This is a genomic window from Arthrobacter sp. Soil762 (assembly GCF_001428335.1).
GTDB lineage: Bacteria > Actinomycetota > Actinomycetes > Actinomycetales > Micrococcaceae > Arthrobacter.
Genome location: NZ_LMSG01000008.1, coordinates 1 through 16,141 on the forward strand (window position 1 = coordinate 1; position 16,141 = coordinate 16,141).

Annotated in this window: 17 protein-coding genes and 1 other RNA gene; 10 read left to right on the forward strand and 8 right to left on the reverse strand. The window is 55.2% G+C overall.

Annotated elements, in window-relative coordinates; genetic code table 11:
* Positions 1-94: 94 nt before the first annotated feature.
* The 7 genes from ASG77_RS21745 to ASG77_RS07360 all read right to left on the reverse strand — a co-directional run bounded on the left by ASG77_RS21745 (position 95) and on the right by ASG77_RS07360 (position 7,736).
* A complete protein-coding gene (locus tag ASG77_RS21745; RefSeq protein WP_156380216.1) occupies positions 95-805 on the reverse strand; it encodes a hypothetical protein in 711 nt (236 codons plus the stop codon).
* Positions 806-934: 129 nt separating this feature from the next.
* A complete protein-coding gene (locus tag ASG77_RS07350) occupies positions 935-2,359 on the reverse strand; it encodes a hypothetical protein (protein WP_156380217.1) in 1,425 nt (474 codons plus the stop codon).
* A 1,056-nt stretch (positions 2,360-3,415) separates the two neighbouring features.
* Positions 3,416-5,059, reverse strand: a complete 1,644-nt coding sequence (locus tag ASG77_RS21175; protein WP_162254921.1) for a DUF5906 domain-containing protein — start codon at positions 5,057-5,059, stop codon at positions 3,416-3,418.
* A gap of 209 nt (positions 5,060-5,268) precedes the next feature.
* On the reverse strand, positions 5,269-5,508 hold the full coding sequence (locus tag ASG77_RS21750) for a hypothetical protein (protein WP_156380219.1): 240 nt from the start codon (positions 5,506-5,508) through the stop codon (positions 5,269-5,271).
* Complete coding sequence (locus tag ASG77_RS07355) at positions 5,509-5,787, reverse strand: hypothetical protein (protein ID WP_056343233.1); 279 nt, start codon at positions 5,785-5,787, stop codon at positions 5,509-5,511.
* Positions 5,787-6,149, reverse strand: coding sequence for a hypothetical protein (locus tag ASG77_RS21755; protein WP_156380220.1), 363 nt, complete (start codon positions 6,147-6,149; stop codon positions 5,787-5,789). Before ASG77_RS21755 ends, ASG77_RS07355 begins: the two co-directional genes overlap by 1 nt.
* A gap of 150 nt (positions 6,150-6,299) precedes the next feature.
* Positions 6,300-7,736 carry a recombinase family protein gene (locus tag ASG77_RS07360; RefSeq protein WP_162254922.1) on the reverse strand — a complete coding sequence of 479 codons (1,437 nt, stop codon included), beginning with the start codon at positions 7,734-7,736 and terminating at the stop codon, positions 6,300-6,302.
* Between the two features lie 167 nt (positions 7,737-7,903).
* On the opposite strand from ASG77_RS07360, the gene ASG77_RS07370 reads away from it, so the two are divergent.
* The 10 genes from ASG77_RS07370 (at position 7,904) to ASG77_RS07410 (ending at position 15,966) form a co-directional block, all read left to right on the forward strand.
* Positions 7,904-8,326 (forward strand): TadE family protein, encoded by a 423-nt coding sequence (locus ASG77_RS07370; RefSeq protein WP_056343356.1) that lies wholly within the window; start codon positions 7,904-7,906, stop codon positions 8,324-8,326.
* A 73-nt stretch (positions 8,327-8,399) separates the two neighbouring features.
* Positions 8,400-8,792, forward strand: a complete 393-nt coding sequence (locus ASG77_RS07375) for a hypothetical protein (RefSeq protein ID WP_056343240.1) — start codon at positions 8,400-8,402, stop codon at positions 8,790-8,792.
* Between the two features lie 76 nt (positions 8,793-8,868).
* Positions 8,869-9,282, forward strand: a complete 414-nt coding sequence (locus ASG77_RS07380) for a pilus assembly protein TadG-related protein (RefSeq protein WP_056343242.1) — start codon at positions 8,869-8,871, stop codon at positions 9,280-9,282.
* A gap of 52 nt (positions 9,283-9,334) precedes the next feature.
* Positions 9,335-10,450, forward strand: coding sequence for a peptide chain release factor 2 (gene prfB / locus ASG77_RS07385; RefSeq protein ID WP_056343245.1), 1,116 nt, complete (start codon positions 9,335-9,337; stop codon positions 10,448-10,450).
* 179 nt (positions 10,451-10,629) lie between these two features.
* Positions 10,630-11,424: a cell division ATP-binding protein FtsE gene (gene ftsE / locus ASG77_RS07390; protein ID WP_056343249.1), complete on the forward strand. Its 795-nt coding sequence runs from the start codon at positions 10,630-10,632 to the stop codon at positions 11,422-11,424.
* Positions 11,421-12,335, forward strand: coding sequence for a permease-like cell division protein FtsX (ftsX, locus tag ASG77_RS07395; RefSeq protein WP_056343252.1), 915 nt, complete (start codon positions 11,421-11,423; stop codon positions 12,333-12,335). Before ftsE ends, ftsX begins: the two co-directional genes overlap by 4 nt.
* 27 nt (positions 12,336-12,362) lie before the next feature.
* Entirely contained in the window at positions 12,363-13,769 is a 1,407-nt protein-coding gene (locus ASG77_RS07400) for a peptidoglycan DD-metalloendopeptidase family protein (protein ID WP_056343255.1), read from the forward strand.
* Between the two features lie 87 nt (positions 13,770-13,856).
* Complete coding sequence (gene smpB / locus ASG77_RS07405; protein WP_056343258.1) at positions 13,857-14,327, forward strand: SsrA-binding protein SmpB; 471 nt, start codon at positions 13,857-13,859, stop codon at positions 14,325-14,327.
* 87 nt (positions 14,328-14,414) lie between these two features.
* Positions 14,415-14,783: a transfer-messenger RNA gene (gene ssrA / locus ASG77_RS21180) on the forward strand.
* A 202-nt stretch (positions 14,784-14,985) separates the two neighbouring features.
* On the forward strand, positions 14,986-15,966 hold the full coding sequence (locus ASG77_RS07410) for a S1C family serine protease (protein ID WP_056343261.1): 981 nt from the start codon (positions 14,986-14,988) through the stop codon (positions 15,964-15,966).
* 4 nt (positions 15,967-15,970) lie between these two features.
* Here the strand turns inward: ASG77_RS07410 and ASG77_RS22205 are convergent, their stop codons facing one another.
* Positions 15,971-16,108, reverse strand: a complete 138-nt coding sequence (locus tag ASG77_RS22205) for a hypothetical protein (protein WP_167349845.1) — start codon at positions 16,106-16,108, stop codon at positions 15,971-15,973.
* Positions 16,109-16,141 lie beyond the last annotated feature (33 nt).

Here is a 16,141-nt window from a genome sequence, read left to right on the forward strand (position 1 = left end):
GCCAGTGGCTCCCAGGCACACCACCACTGGCTCTCTTCCGCACGATCGGTGGCTCTGAAGCGCAAGATTGGGTGGCTCTCAAGGCATCAAATACTCACTTGGACTGGAGGGCGCTTGTGAGGCTCACAATGGCGTCGTCAATCTCCTGTTCAGTAGGAGATACATCCTCAGTCTCAGCAACAATGATTACTGGCTCTGGTGTGGCCGTGCGGTTGTTGATTGTCTGCGTGATGTTTCGGTACTGACGTACTGAGTCCCTGGCAACTTCTAAGAAGCCGGCTGGCAGAAGTGAAGGAATGTAAATGAACTTGCCTGTAGGAGTGTCTTTGCCTTCGACGAGAATGTCACCCTTGGAACTAACGGACCATAACCAAATAGGCACGTGGCTGAATGACTGGACATAACCATTCGCATCACGTTCTACTTCAACAACAGCGTGGTTATAGAAGATGAGGTCCTGAATGATCGAAGCTGTTCTCTTCTGTGGAGTAATCGCACCCTGGGTACGGTTGAGTAATGGCAGCTCAAACGCATTTCCTTCGTTATCCGTAGCAACGAGTGGTAAGCGTGAACCCACAGAAGAGAAGATTTGAATACCGCGAGCGACTGCTGGAACAGTTAATGCGGTGCCTGCATCGACCGGGAAAAGACTTGTGTCTACATCCGGAAAGACGGCTAAGGCAAGAGTTGATGGTGAGAAAAGATTTGTGAAAGGTGTTACTGGGTAACCCGTAGCTGCGTTATAGCTGAGCTTACTAAAAATTCCCAATGTGACTCCATGACAAATAGTGATTGTTATCATCATTCGTCATTTGGAACGTGGGAACCGAAGCAGCTTATGGATTAAATCGGTTCCCACGCTAATGGTTTTCGTCGCATGTCAGTGTTACTAAACCATTAATTCAATTATATCTTGTTATTTAGTAAGGACTGTTTATAGAAGAATAACCTGGCGCTTCTTGTAGGCACCTGAATGGCTCTTTCCGGCTGCTAGGAACAAAGCATTAGAAGCGGCAATCAACGGTGAGATATCCGTACTGGACTGTCTACGTCCGAAGAGACGGCTATCTGAGACGTAGCGGAATGCAACCTCAGCTGCGGCAGTGTCCAAGGATGGGTCCTTTGCATGGACCAAGGCATGATCTGAAATGTGAGAAGTCATGAGCGCGACACCACTCGAAACTTCCTTCATCGTCATTGCACGGAGACCCTGCTTAGGGACCTGCTTCATTCTCTGGATCGTTTGGAAGACCGAAAGGTTATTACCGATTGAATCAAAGCCAACTTCAAGTCCCTTTTGGCTGGTCAAAAGCTTGCCCAAGTACATTGGCATCCAGCTGAAAGAGGCTTTGTGCTGGAGAACCTGCACGTGAGGTTGTCCGTCTGAGGTGTACCAAGCAACCGCAACAGCTGCTGAGGAACCATCCTGGGCAATATCGAAGGCCACAGCGTAGTTATCTTTAGGCAGTTCAAGCAGATTCTCTACCTGTGTTGCTAGCCAGTCCTCTTCAGGGATTGCTCTAATGGATGCGGCTACAGGATCAAGGCACAAGAACTCTCGGCTAAAGGACAACAGTCCCTGAGTTTCGAAAGCCTTACGAAGGAAGCTGAGCTTGACCAGTCCTGAGCTCAGACCAGGGTAAATCTCCCACCACAACGATTCATCTGTTGCGTCCTGGTCTGGTCGCATCGAGTAATCGAGGATTCCGAGCTCGTCTGTACCTTTACGGCCTGCTTGTAGGTAGTCCCAGAGGATGCCATCTCGCACCTTTGGGGGAGTACCAGTGATGATTATCTGCGCGTTTGGTCTGGTAGCGAGTACAGGAAGGGCGCCGGCGACCAAGTCTTCAGACGTTTTAGGGTCCAGTTCTCCAGCTTCATCGATCAGAATGCAGTCGGCGTAGCTGCCTCGGAAGCCATCAGCGAGAGGTTTAGTGCACTTCCACTGACTCCCGTTCTCAAAGACAATGCGAATATTTCCGTTTGATTTGTAAAACTTGAATGGGCGTGAGTTCTCATCAGGCCATGTGCTTTCCAAAGTGCTGCCGAGCTCGGCGAGGAACTGTGACGCCATGGAACCGTTTTGGGCAGTTGAGATAATTCGGTAACCAGGGATCGTGAGACAGCGGCCTAACAGTGTTGCCTGGATGCTTGAAGTCTTTGTAGCTCGACGACCCATCATGATCACGGCCGCGGGATAAAGCGGAGTGCCGTCTTCATTTTTGGCTTCAAGGAGGCTCGCGACCTGCTCACCCTGGGGGAAGAGAAAGATGTTCATCTTCTCGGCTGCCATATGGGCCGCAGAGATGTCCGTTTCTGGTACGGCTGAGAAGTATCTAGGTTCGGCTCTATACGTCATCAGAGGTGCCTTCAGACGCTTCTAGAGGGAGATTCTGTGGGGCAGCAGCCGGGGTATTGGTCGCTTCCTCAGAAAAACTAAGTTGAGGTCGCTCGACTCGCTGAATTATTTTTGATTCAGCTTTGACTGCTGCCTTACGTTGGTTGCTGAGTACCGCTCCGGCTTTATGATTACAACTTGCGTGAGCGGGTAGGACACTGCGGTCCTGGTCTTCAGCTGAGATACCCAGCTGGTCTGCTACTACTCGGGATATGGGATGGTCTGCTTCCCACTTCATATCCTTGGTTACTACTCGGCCGCATCTATAACACGGTGCTGGAAGCATTGCCTCAACAGTCTTACGTGCGGATGCTGCGCGCTTACTGGTATACGTACTGTAATTACTGGGTGACATAACGATGCCTATCTAATTCAGCGTCGTTATGTCGTCGTGCGTTTCTCCTGTCGCTTCAGGTTGCACATCGTGTGCGGGTACTACTTATTGATTGTCTTAAGGTACATCAATACGATGATCTGCAGTCCTATGATCCACAACATTATCTGTATGTGGTCCGGCATTGTTATCAGGTAGATGATCAACTGCATGTCTACCTCGTATCTGTTTCACATTATGTATCTCCCGTATGATTTCTTGTGCGAGATATAGGCCTGCTGTTATTATTATGTACTCCACTTATTTTACCGTTCCATTGGTCTTGGCATGATCAGGGTAGTTGATCACAAACCCCATCCATATGATTTGTAGCTGTGCCTTGATCAATGCTTCTTTTGTCGCTCTTAGTTCTTCCATGATGACTCCTGTTTGAGATGTGTATGATAAGCATCTTTTGTCTAGAGTCATTTAAGTCTTTTTTAGTGGAGTGCCAAAGTGCCAACTTTTTTCAGTTAAGCTACACCATATATATATGTAATCTAATAGGTACTTTGTTATTTATGTATTTATTTATTAAATACTTGGCACTTTGGCACTTTTCTTATCTTTATCCCTTTATTTGTAAGGAATTTGAGAGTGCCATCTTTCAAAATAGTTGTCACTTGCTAGGCACTTTAGTGCCATTAATTTGAGTTTCCAACAGGAACTTTGATATACCCATTGGCTGCAAATTTATCTGCATCAAGTGCATGCTCACACCAGGTGCCAGTTTTGGCACTTTTAGTGACCTTCCAGATGTATCTCTTACCATCAGACTTGGCATTGATTTTGTCTTCAGGTGTGCAGAGGTATCTATTGATTTCCTTCTTCCACTTGATTGTGGAGATGCTGTGTTTCTCATTCTGCTTCTCCATCCAGTTAGAGAAGCTGGCATATGCATCCTTAGGTTCAACCCAAGTGTTAGCTGGCCCATCCTCATTCATGTGGAAGCATCCACACTCTAGGACTTCAAGTAACCAAGTAATAGGAAGTGAGTCACTATTGGCATTGTCCAGACCTCTAGCTCTTACTGAGTCAGGGACAATGATTGCACCCTGGTCTCGGTATCTCTTAGCTCCCTCAAGAATCCAGAGAAGTATACCCACACCCTCAGTATTGAAGAGTTCATCTTCTAGACTGTCTACTGTTCCTTCAGCACCAGGGACAAACACATGATTGAATTTGATGATGTTTACTCGGTTCACGATGGCATCATCTTTGGTCTGAATCTTTGGAACATGGTTAGCTCCGATATGTAGTACACACTGAGCTCTCCATTCAATAGCATTCTTATTCTTCTCCTGTGTGGAGACTAAACCACCACCACCAGCAAGGTTCTTGAAGAATGAATCATCTGTCTTTGACTCATAGGGTTCTTCAAGATAAAGGAATCTTTTGCCTCTGGCCTTGAACTGATCAAAGTTAGTTCCTTGCTTTAGGACTATGGCACCTGCGGGGAGTGATCCTGCATAGTGACCAAAGACCTTCTCAAGTGTTCTGAGGTATGTAGATTTACCAGTGTTACTGATACCAACCAGGGTAGGAATGTTCTTGGCCTTGCCTTGTCCCATGAGTGCAGCACCAGCACAGGTCTGCAAGTATTCATGCTCGTCTTCAAGACCAGGCAACCACTCGGCTAAGGACTGTAACCATCTGACAGGCTTCTTGTTTTCTAAGGTATCTCCATCTTTAAGAGCAACAGCAAGGTGCTTGGTTACTGGTCTCTTAGGATCAGGAGCTTCTAAATCAAATCCTGGTGTACTGAGGTCAATCACTTGTCCATCTGAAAAGACTATGTAGTCCTTGTCCTGGTCATAGTGGTTGTCCTGTACATCTACTTCAGTCTTGAGGTTGGCAACTAAGCTCTTGTAACCTGATGTTTTAGATAATGAATCTCTAAACCACTTGTAGTCCTTGAGCTTAAAGTTCATATCTTTTCGGATCTTTTCACTATCTTCAATTTTGATTATTGTCTCGAGTATCTGAATAGCTGCAACAGTGGCATCATAATAATCTTTAATGATCTTGATAACTAATCCATCTCCTGTGCAAGGCATGTGGACAACACCATTCCAGAAGTACCATTGCTCAAGGTTTTTATCATAAGTTAAATAGTTCTTGAACATCCTTGCAATAGCTCTTGCAGCCCAGACCTCAGACTTAGGTAGATGCTTTAGTCCATGATTGAAGTCAGTTTCTTTACCTTGTTTATCAATTAGATGGTACGCCCACGTACTGATTGGAAGCTTCTTGTTAGCCTGCTCCAAGGCTTGTGTTTCTGGATTCATATTAGCCATTATCGGCCTTTCACATCGTATTATTTTATAGGATATAATTATCCTATAGTTGTTTTCGTATCGCAAGGGTCTTCTTTCGAACTTTCTACCCCCTGATATGTTGCCTTCTTATCCTCTCCAAGGTGAATATAGTGATCTAATCAATCACAACCCCCGGAAAAGCCCTCGTTTGTTACGGCGAGGGCTTTTCTATGCCCCAATTACTTTTCCCCTAGTATTACTAGCTTAGTACAACTCTCGGCAATACTCTTATCTACTTTGTGTTCATACTTTGAGTATTCATCATTGCCGTATTTGATGATATATCTAAGAGTTTTATCAGCAACACATTCTTTATACTGCTTATCATTAAAACCGGTGGGTTCTTCTTGAACCTTCTCTACTGGAGCACAGCCTGTAAGGAGTAGCCCCGCGATTGCCAATACAATGAACTTCTTCATTTACTTTTCTTCCTCTTCTTTCGGCTTACGGACTTGATGGAGTTTAGTAGAATAACCATCGGTGAAGATTAATGTCTCGCCACCATCTTCGTCTTCCCTTACTTCCACGAGTGGGAGTAGATCGGACTTTCTAGTCTTTAACAACTTCTCCGGCTCTATCTCGCTAAGTTCTTTCTTGAGGTCTTTTAGTAGCTCTTGTGTGACTTTGGTATCTTCAATTAATTTGGCAAGCTTCGCTTCTTCAAAATCAATTCGTTCTTGGATTGGTTCGTAACTCATTATTTGTTGTCCTGTTCTTTGAGGAATTTTTCATAGTTCACTTGTGCTACTGCGATTCTGTCGTGCTGTACTTCTAATTCACGTTGGTGACGAGCTGCCATTTTGTCTAAGCCAACTATTAGCTGTGAGATATTTCCTTTAATCCCAGCTTCAACTCGATCCGTTATGTCTTTTGGTGCTTTTAGTGTGCCAAGCTTTTTATATGATTCCTTGAGTTTGACAATTCGTGCATGATGACCTTCAACTTCACGTATGTGACGTGCTTTCATTCGGTCTAGACCAGTGATTAATTGAGTCACTCGTCCTCTAAGTATTGATTCTTTTGGCTTTGGTATTCCCACAAGCTGTCCTTTAAGTGCCATTTCAATTCTCCTGTTTATATAAGTTGTTTTGCTTATAAGTTAATATTATGCTACTAAAACAGATAAACCGTAAATGCACCTGTATTTTAGACATGAAAAAGCCCCCAAATCCCTTTGTTTATAAGGAATTCGAGGGCCTTTAGTTTTTACTTAGAAAGTTCTTAGCTTCTCCCCAAGCTCTGTTCTGGTCAGTTCTACAAGGTTTGAATCGAACCTTTTACCTTGCGTTCCCTTATGAATAACGATCTTGGAGTAGATAGCAGAGACGATCCGTCGCTTACGTTCAGTCGTAATGACATCCCATCGCTTCCTTACTTCCAGATTGAAGGCTTGCAGGCCTTGAGCTAACTCAAATATCGATTCACCCTTAGGATCCCAGACCAGTCCTGAGAATAGGTTCTCTGCTTCGTATTCCATAATCTGGGTACCAATTCCATGCATCTCACGTTCATGGTTGGCTTCCTTAGCTTTGATGATCGAAGGGCTCAGTGACTCTGTGAGAGCTTCTGTAATCCATTGCTCATGCTTATTAACCATCTGGATTCTGAGAGCTCGTAGGCCTGCTAATGCGTCACTGGTGCCTGCTGGATTGAGTAGAGCATCCGTCTCAGGAGTGAAGTCCATCAGGAAGTCATTCAGGATGAACTCTTCGAGCTTGTCCGCCTGCCTGCTGAGGTGTCCCGGAGTAACGCACTTATATGCCCGCGCTCCGCCCTGCCTTTGCCCTCTATACGAGATGTTCATCTTTCGCCCGCAAACCCCACATTCAGCTATGCCTGACAGCAGGTGTTGGAAGGAGGTTGTTCTGACCCCTCTAGCTCCAGTCCGCAGACTGTCTATATAGGTCTGAACCTGAGTCCACGTCTCTTCATCAAGGATCGGTTCCCATCCTTCAAGGGTGTAAGTCACGCCTTCATACGTTCGCTTACCTATCAACCGCTCAGACAGGAAGAAGTTTCTGACAGTTCCAGGAGTCCATTCACCCTGGGTCTGTGGAGTGAGAAGACCACGAGTGTTCCAGTCCTTGGCTGTGAGGAAGAACGTCGATGTTCCATCAGCTATCTTCTTGGCTGCTTCCCTGATAGCCGAAGCTTCAGCTTCTATCAGTGCACCTGTCTTACGGTCATTCCCGAAGACTGGGCGGGCGAAGTGCCAGAGACCTTTCTCAGCGTCAGCCTTACTCCTTAGCTTCTGCCTTGCTGCCTTCTGTTCACCCTCATAGGTGTTCCAAGCGGTGACGGTTCGAGCGACTGCCCTGCCTTGAGGGGTTGAGAGGTCCAGTGAGCCTGCCACAACTGAGTAGACAGTCATCTCTGTGTCTAGGACTCGTTCTAGGTCCTTGCTGATCCTCAACAGTCGGTCCTGATGCCAGACGACCACAGCTTTGGGCTTGTCTAGTAGCAACTGCTCAAAGGCTGGTCTGACCTTGCCTGAGGTAGCGGACAGGTCGTTGTCCTTATATACCGTGCCTAGTTGATGGTTGTGCTTCTCGGCCCAGGACTTGATGGCGGCTAGCTGGTTCTCAACAGCCATGCCGGCGCCTGTCTTGTCTTGGCTGATCCTCGCGTATACAGCAATCTTGTCCATAAGACAAATGTAGCACTGAAACATCCATACGTGGGTGATGATCACCTTAATGTCCGCAGTCTTGGTGGCGGCGTTGCTGGCTCTCGCCGGCCCGGCCCTCGAAACGATGTTCAACCAGGCCATGGACAAGGTCGGAAAGTAAGACCATGCAGGGTGCCGGCCAGTGCATGCCCAGCCGGGAACCGTGCCGGTCCAGAGACGGCGCCAATCCGGGCTGGCACACGAATGAACGTGGCTCCGCCGTAGTGGACTTCGTCATGGTTGGCGGGCTGCTCACCATGTTTTTCCTGGCGATAATCCAGCTCACGCTGGTTCTACACGTCCGCAACACACTGATCGACGCCGCCGCCTCAGGTGCACGCTATGGAACGCTCGCAGACCGGGGAGCGTCAGATGCCCAAGAACGGGCGGCGACCCTCATCGACACTGCCCTGAACGCTGAGTTCGGGCAGGACATCACAACTGCCGAAGTGACGTTCCAAGGCTTGCGGACCTTGGAAGTGACCATCAAGGCTCCCATGCCCGTCATCGGGCTGATCGGACCCCGCGACCTGCTGGAGGTGAAAGGCCATGCGGCCATCCAGCCATAACGCCTGGCGTTCCGGCCTCCGCCGAAAATGCCGAGAGGCACTTAGCGAGGGATCGAGGGAAGAGGGGAGCGCGGTGGTCGAATTCACGTTCCTCGCACTGCTCCTGATGGTCCCGCTCGTCTACTTCATCATCACCGTGGGCCAGATCCAGGGCGGGTCCTTTGCCGTGGTCGGCGCCGCTGACCAGGCCGCGAAGGTGTTCGTGGCCCAGCCGGATGCACCGTCGGCGCAGGCGGCCGCCGAACAGGCGGCCCTCATCGCCCTCGCGGACTTCGGTCACGATGCCGGGCAGGCACGCGTATCCACCCGCTGCGACCCTGCCGACTGCCAGGCTGCGGGCACGGCCGTCACCGTCACCGTCAACCTCACTGTGACGCTGCCCTTCGTGCCGTTCAACGAGGACTTCAGGCTCAAGGCCAGCGAAGTCGAGGCCTCGTCCACGCAACTGGTGGGCAGGTTCCGGTGACCCGAAGGTGACGCACAAAGCGATACCCAAAGAGATCCCCGAAGCCACGCCCAGCGATTCAGGTGAGGACGGACAGATGATCGTCATGATCGTCGGCTACGTCGCCCTGGCACTGCTGGTGGTCACGGTGGTCATCGGCATCTCCAGCGTCTACCTCGAACACAAGCGGCTGTTGTCACTGGCCGACGGCGCCTCGCTGGCCGCCGCCGGCAGCTACACGTTGGGCGAGGTCGGGGGAGAGGGCGGAAGTCCCTCAGCCGTACTGGGTTCTGGCCGCGTCCGCACCGTCGCGGCCGACTTTATCGCCCGGAGCCCCTCGTCGGTCAGGTTCGATGGGCTAGCCGTTTCAGCGGCGACCGGCAGCCCTGACGGGTCCACCGCCGTCGTGGTTCTCAGCGCAGTTGTCCACCCGCCGATGGTGAACTTTCTGGTGCCTGATGGCATCAGGATTGAAGCGGCCTCCACGGCCCGTTCCAGGCTCACCCGATGAGCGGAAACAGGGAAGTCCGGCACTCTGCCGGATAGCGTAGGCTTAAACAACCATGGCCAATATTGATTTTTCCGCAGAAATCCGCGCTCTTCGCGCCACCTACACCTCCATCGAGCAAGTCAGCGATGTTGAGGCTCTGAAGGAAGACATCGCCGAACTGAGCGAACGTGCCGGCGAACCGGACCTGTGGGATGACCCCGCCGCGGCGCAGAAGATCACCTCCCGCCTGTCGCACCGCCAGACCGAGCTGGAGCGGCTGAACAAGCTGGTGTCGCGGATCGATGACCTGGAAGTGCTGGTGGAGCTTGGCCAGGACGAGGACGACGCCGATTCCATGGGCGAAGCCGCAACGGAGCTGGAGTCCATCCGGAAAGCCCTGAAGGAACTCGAAGTGGTGACCTTGCTTTCCGGTGAGTACGACGAACGTGAAGCCGTGGTGTCCATCAGGGCAGGAGCCGGCGGCGTTGACGCTGCAGACTTCGCCGAAATGCTGATGCGTATGTACCTGCGCTGGGCCGAACGCCACGGGTACCCCACCACCGTCATGGACACCTCCTACGCCGAGGAGGCGGGACTGAAGTCCGCAACGTTCGAAGTCAAGGCACCGTATGCGTTCGGCACTCTCAGCGTCGAAGCCGGAACCCACCGCCTGGTGCGGATCAGCCCGTTCGACAACCAGGGCCGCCGCCAGACGTCCTTCGCCGCCGTCGAGGTCATTCCTCTTATCGAGTCAACGGACTCCATCGACATCCCGGACAACGAGATCCGGGTGGACGTGTTCAGGTCCTCCGGCCCCGGCGGGCAGTCCGTTAACACTACAGACTCCGCCGTGCGCCTCACCCACATCCCCACCGGCACGGTGGTGTCCATGCAGAACGAAAAGTCGCAGCTCCAGAACCGGGCAGCAGCCCTGCGGGTCCTGCAGTCCCGGCTCCTTCTCCTGAAGAAGGAGCAGGAGGACGCCGAAAAGAAGGCGTTCGCCGGCGATGTCAAGGCATCCTGGGGCGATCAGATGCGCTCCTACGTCCTGAACCCGTACCAGATGGTCAAGGATCTCCGTACCGAACACGAGGTGGGCAACACCTCCGCGGTATTCGACGGCGAAATTGACGACTTCATCGACGCCGGGATCCGCTGGCGCACCGACAACCGGAACGCCGCAAAGTAAGCACCTGCTGCGCCTGCCCGGTAGGCCTGATCGCGCGACACACCCCCGAAGCCCCCAAAAACCGGCCAAAAGACTGTGTATGGTCGAGGAGCCGGAGCTCAACTTCCCCCAAACGAATGCCCGTGCGCCGGCTGCAGATCTGGGCTGTATCAGCCCTGCCCTGCAGGGTAATTAGGGCCATGATCCGATTCGAAAATGTCACCAAGGTCTACGACCAGACGGCCCGGCCTGCGCTGGACGATGTCAGCCTTGAGATTGACCGTGGTGAATTTGCCTTCCTCGTCGGCGCTTCCGGATCCGGAAAGTCCACCTTCCTGCGGCTCGTGCTGAAGGAAGACCGGGCCTCCTCGGGCGCAGTGTACGTCGCCGGGCAAAACGTCGCCAAGATCTCCAGCTGGCGCGTGCCCAGGCTCCGCCGCGGCATCGGCGTGGTCTTCCAGGACTTCCGGCTCCTTCCGCAGAAGAGCGTGTTCGCCAACGTAGCCTTCGCGATGCAGGTCATCGGCAAGAGCCGCAGCGTCATCCGCGACACCGTCCCCGAAGTCCTGAAGACCGTGGGCCTGGAAGGCAAGGAAAACCGCCTTCCGCATGAGCTTTCCGGCGGCGAGCAGCAGCGTGTGGCCATCGCCCGTGCGGTAGTCAACCGCCCCGGCATCCTCCTCGCCGATGAACCCACCGGCAACCTGGACCCCACCACCTCCATGGGCATCATGGGCGTGCTGGACAAGATCAACCAGAACGGCACCACGGTGGTCATGGCCACGCACGACGACGACATCGTCAACGAGATGCGCAAGCGCGTTGTAGAGCTCAGGAACGGCATCGTCATCCGCGACGAGGCCAAAGCTTTGTATACCTCCATGATCCCCGTGGTGGGCCAGTCCCGCCGGCTCAGGGACGCCAGCGGCCGGGACGAATCCCAGCCGCCCGCATCAGGGGAACGCAATCCGGGCGTAGGGGAGGAGCAGCGATGAGGATCGCCTTTGTCCTCGGCGAAATCGGCAGCGGACTGCGCCGCAACGTTTCCATGGTGGTCTCGGTCATCCTGGTCACCTTTGTCTCACTGACATTCGTGGGTGCCGCAGGCATGCTGCAGCTCCAGATCAACCAGATGAAGGGCTACTGGTACGACAAAGTCCAGGTTGCCATCTTCCTCTGCAGTGACGGTTCGACGGCGGCCGGTTGCGCCACCGGGCCGGTCACGCCGGAGCAGCAGGACAACCTGCAGACCCTGCTCGAATCACCCGCCGTGGCCCAATACGTCAACGATTTCCAGTTCGAGTCCAAGGAAGACGCCTACAAGCACTTCAAGGAACAGTTCTCGAATTCTCCGATCGTGGATTCCGTCACGCCGGACCAGCTCCCTTCATCGTTCCGCATCAACATGAAGGATCCGGAAAAATACCAGATCATCAGCGAGACGTTCTCCTCGCAGCCGGGCGTCGAAACCGTCATTGACCAGCGCCAGCTGCTGGAGCGGCTCTTCTCGGCCATGAATGCCGCCTCCCTGGTTGCGGTCAGCATCGCCGGCGTGATGATTATCTGTGCCATTCTCCTGATCGCCACCACCATCCGGCTCTCGGCCTTCAGCCGCCGCCGCGAAACCGGGATCATGCGCCTGGTGGGCGCGTCCAAGATCGTGATCCAGCTGCCGTTCATCCTTGAAGGGGTGATTGCGGCGGTGATCGGCGCCGCCCTGGCATCCGGCACGCTGTGGGCGGTGGCGCACTTCTTCCTGGGCGAGTACCTGTCCAAGCAGTATCCGGATACGGCGTTTATCTCGCCGGGCCAGACGCTCATTCTTGCGCCGGCCTTGCTGATCCTTGGCGGATCTTTGGCAGGAATTTCGTCGCTCTTGACCTTACGCAGATATTTGAAGGTCTAGGCTGTGCAAACCGAACAAGGAATCCTGATGAACGAATTGCACCGAACTGCGCCCCGACACCGGGCCGAACGCCGGCGACCTGCGGGCCGCCGCGCCGGCCTGATCAGCGGCGTCCTGGCCCTGCTCCTCGCCGCCAGCATGGGTGCGTCAGCCCCGGTGGCGCACGCCGATGAGCTCGATGACAAGCGTGCCGCGCTCGAAGCTGAGGCGGCCCGGGTTCAGCAGTCCCTGGAATTCGTGGACTCCCGCATCGCGAAGGCCGCCGGCGACCTGGTGATCTATCAAGGCCAGCTGCCGGGCGCCCAGCAGGCACTCCTGGAGGCCCAGGGGCGCGTGGCCAGTGCGGTCAAGGAAGTCGAAGCCCTGACGGCGCGGGTTGACCTTGCACAGCAGAATAAGGCCAAAATCACCCAGCAGCTTGAGGCTGACAAGCAGAAGATCGCGGACACCAAGAAACTGATCGGCCAGATCGCCACACAGGCCTACAAGTCCGGAGGCGTGCCGTCGAACCTGACCCTCTTCTTCGGGGCAAACAACGGCGGCAGCCTGACCGACACCATGGACCTCGCAGACCAGGCCATGCGCAGCCAGAACGCCGCCATGGACAAGCTGTCCCAGCAAAGCGCCACCAATGTGAACTCGCAGGCCCGGCTCGAAGCCGTTGAGGCAGAAATCAGGGACCTCAAAGCCAAGGCAGACGCCGCCTTGGAACGGGAAAAGGCTGCCCGTGACGAGGCGGCTGCCAAGAAGGCCCAGGTTGACCAGCTAATCGCCGACACCGTGCGCCTTGATGCCGAACTCCAGGCAGCGAAACCAGGCATCCAGTCCCAAATGGCGGCGGTTGCAGCGAGCCAGAACTCCGTTGCCAACGAAATCGCCGAACGTGACCGCCGGCTCCGCGAGGCCTGGGAGGCCGAACAGCGCCGGCTGGCGGAGGCGGCCGCTGCCGCCGCACGGGCGCAGGGCCAGGCCGAGCAGCCGTACGCCCCGGTGACCGGATCGCCGTCGGCCTTTGGCCTGCGGTCCCCGTTCTCCGGTGACGTTCCGATCACGTCCGGCTTCGGCTGGCGGTCAACCCCGCCGGGAACCATCGATTTCTACGGGCAGGGCGGATATGTCCACACCGGCATCGACTTCGGCGCAGCCTGCGGCACCCCCGTCTACGCCGCGGCCGCCGGCGAGGTCTTCTCCTCAGGCTGGAACTCCGCTGACGGCGGCGGCTGGCGGGTGAAGCTCTCCCATGGAGTGGTGCAGGGCAACTCGCTGACCACCATCGTTTACCACAACAGCAGCATCGTGGTCTCCAACGGCCAGCAGGTTTCCGCCGGGCAGCTCATCGCCTACTCGGGCAGCACCGGCAACTCAACGGGCTGCCACGCGCACTTTGAAACCTGGCTCAACGGGGCCGCAGTCGACCCGATGCGCCTGCTGTAACGCCGGTCCGCACCTGCCGTACACTGGTATGACTCCGCGCAGGAACGGCCGGAGCCAACCAGGATCCACGAACTGAGGAGTTCCACCGTGCCCAAAGAAAGTGGCCGTAAAGTTGTGGCCACCAACCGCAAGGCCCGGCATGACTACCACGTGCTCGACACGTACGAGGCTGGCATCGCCCTGATGGGGACCGAAGTCAAGTCCCTGCGCGAAGGCCACGCCTCCATGGTGGACGGCTTCTGCACGTTCTACAACGACGAGCTGTGGATGGAGGGCATCCATATCCCCGAGTACAACCAGGGGAGCTGGACCAACCACTCCGCACGCCGCCGTCGGAAGCTTTTGCTGCACCGTGAGGAACTCAACAAGATCTCCGTGAAGATCCGGGAGTCCGGCTTCACAGTGGTGCCGCTGCAGCTGTACTTCCTCGATGGCCGGGCCAAGGTGGAGATAGGTGTCGCACGCGGTAAGCGGGAGTACGACAAACGCCAGACCCTGCGTGAGCAGCAGGACAACCGCGAAGCCCTTCGCGAGGTCCGGGAACGCAACCGCCGGTAGGAATGATTTCCGCCGGGCATGCGTTATGATAGGTAGTCCGGCAGGGATTTGTGCGTGCACAGCCCGGCCGGTTTGAAAACAAAATACGGGGATGATCGGTTTCGACGATGTTAGTCGCGACAGGTGAAGCGGGCCGAGGATGCAGAATTATCTCGTAAACGCTGTCTGCAAACCAATAAGTGCCAAATCAAACCGCACTGACTTCGCTCTCGCTGCCTAAGCAGTAAGACAGTCCGTCAGCCCGAGGTTGCTATTGCCCCGGATCCTGGCGTCATTTAGATAGCCACTGCTGCTTGCCTCCGTCATCGGGGCAAACGGGACTCTTAGATGACTGGGCCCGGATCAGCCACCTGTTTGCAGGAGGGCTGGGGCCGAGAAAATCCGACGCAAACTGCGCCCGGAGAAGCCCTGTTAACACAACATCGGACGGGGGTTCAATTCCCCCCATCTCCACATTTTGAATGTCGCAAGACATTGCCAGAAGGCCCGGACCCCGCATCCGGGTCTTCTGGCATTTAAGCGCCGTGTTGAGCCCTGTTCACCCACGGCGTAGCCGTTCCGGGACTACCGGGCGCCACCGTGTGGTTGTCCCCAGTAGGCTCCGGCGCAGCAGCAGATATGGAAGCCGGAGGCAGCAACACCAGCCAGGAGGTGCGCCATGGAACAGGCGCAGGAACCCAACATTGCAGCGGCCGACGACGGTCCGCTGGACTCGTATTCGGAGACCGTCATGCGCGTGGCTGAGACGGTCACCCCGCACGTTGCGGCCATTGAAATGACCGGCAACCGACGCAACGGCCGTTTCCACATGGGTGCCGGCTCGGCGGTGCTCTTCACGGAAGACGGCTACCTCCTCACCAATTCACACGTCGTAGCCGGCACACACCAAGGGCATGCCGCCTTTGCTGACGGCAGCAGGACCGATCTTGAACTGGTGGGGGCGGATCCTTTGTCCGACCTCGCCGTGGTCCACGGCAGGGCACCGAAAGTGGCCCCGGCGCAGTTCGGCGATGCCGAGACGTTGCGCGTGGGCCAGCTGGTCATTGCGGTGGGAAATCCGCTGGGCTTGGCCGGATCAGTTACAGCGGGTGTGGTCAGCGGCCTGGGCCGTGCCATTCCGGTGTGGTCCAGTGGCAACCGGCGCGTGATCGAGGACGTCATCCAAACCGACGCAGCACTCAATGCCGGCAGTTCCGGCGGAGCACTGGCCGATACGCGCGGCCGCATCGTGGGAATTAACACCGCAGTGGCCGGAGCGGGGCTGGGCCTGGCCGTGCCCATCAACACCACCACGCGGCGCATCATCTCAGCGCTGCTGAAGGACGGCCGTGTCAGGCGGGCTTATCTCGGCGTGGTCAGCACACCTTTCCGGCTCAATGCCAGCGCGGTGATCAGGACGGGACAACGGGACGGGCTGCGCGTGGTGGAGGTTCTGGCCGGTTCGCCTGCAGACCGCGGGGGCCTGCGGGCGGGTGACGTCATCCTGACAGCCGGAAGCCGCCCCGTCAGCAACGCCGAGAGCCTGCAGAAGCTGCTGTTCGCCGATGCGATCGGCCAGCCGCTGCCGATTCGAGTGCTGAGGGACGGCCAGGAAGTGGACATTGTGGCAGTGCCCGAAGAGATGGCCGGGAGCGGGTAAACCGCTACCGGCGCTTCTTCAGGTGCGCTACTGGGTCCTGCGGGCCTTCAACCGGGCTCTTGGCCTTCTTTTCCGCGCGTTTTTCCTTGATGGTTTTGACCGGCTTCTTGTGCAGCTGCTGGTGTGGTGACTTGTCCGGCATGGCGTGCTCCTTACAACGGGGGACGGGCTGCGT

Coding starts and splice junctions, on each gene's coding strand:
- ASG77_RS21745 (WP_156380216.1), bottom strand. CDS start 805: ATGATGATAACAATCACTATTTGTCATGGAGTCACATTGGGAATTTTT.
- ASG77_RS07350 (WP_156380217.1), bottom strand. CDS start 2,359: ATGACGTATAGAGCCGAACCTAGATACTTCTCAGCCGTACCAGAAACG.
- ASG77_RS21175 (WP_162254921.1), bottom strand. CDS start 5,059: ATGAATCCAGAAACACAAGCCTTGGAGCAGGCTAACAAGAAGCTTCCA.
- ASG77_RS21750 (WP_156380219.1), bottom strand. CDS start 5,508: ATGAAGAAGTTCATTGTATTGGCAATCGCGGGGCTACTCCTTACAGGC.
- ASG77_RS07355 (WP_056343233.1), bottom strand. CDS start 5,787: ATGAGTTACGAACCAATCCAAGAACGAATTGATTTTGAAGAAGCGAAG.
- ASG77_RS21755 (WP_156380220.1), bottom strand. CDS start 6,149: ATGGCACTTAAAGGACAGCTTGTGGGAATACCAAAGCCAAAAGAATCA.
- ASG77_RS07360 (WP_162254922.1), bottom strand. CDS start 7,736: ATGGACAAGATTGCTGTATACGCGAGGATCAGCCAAGACAAGACAGGC.
- ASG77_RS07370 (WP_056343356.1), top strand. CDS start 7,904: ATGCCCAGCCGGGAACCGTGCCGGTCCAGAGACGGCGCCAATCCGGGC.
- ASG77_RS07380 (WP_056343242.1), top strand. CDS start 8,869: ATGATCGTCATGATCGTCGGCTACGTCGCCCTGGCACTGCTGGTGGTC.
- prfB (WP_056343245.1), top strand. CDS start 9,335: ATGGCCAATATTGATTTTTCCGCAGAAATCCGCGCTCTTCGCGCCACC.
- ftsE (WP_056343249.1), top strand. CDS start 10,630: ATGATCCGATTCGAAAATGTCACCAAGGTCTACGACCAGACGGCCCGG.
- ftsX (WP_056343252.1), top strand. CDS start 11,421: ATGAGGATCGCCTTTGTCCTCGGCGAAATCGGCAGCGGACTGCGCCGC.
- ASG77_RS07400 (WP_056343255.1), top strand. CDS start 12,363: ATGAACGAATTGCACCGAACTGCGCCCCGACACCGGGCCGAACGCCGG.
- ASG77_RS07410 (WP_056343261.1), top strand. CDS start 14,986: ATGGAACAGGCGCAGGAACCCAACATTGCAGCGGCCGACGACGGTCCG.
- ASG77_RS22205 (WP_167349845.1), bottom strand. CDS start 16,108: ATGCCGGACAAGTCACCACACCAGCAGCTGCACAAGAAGCCGGTCAAA.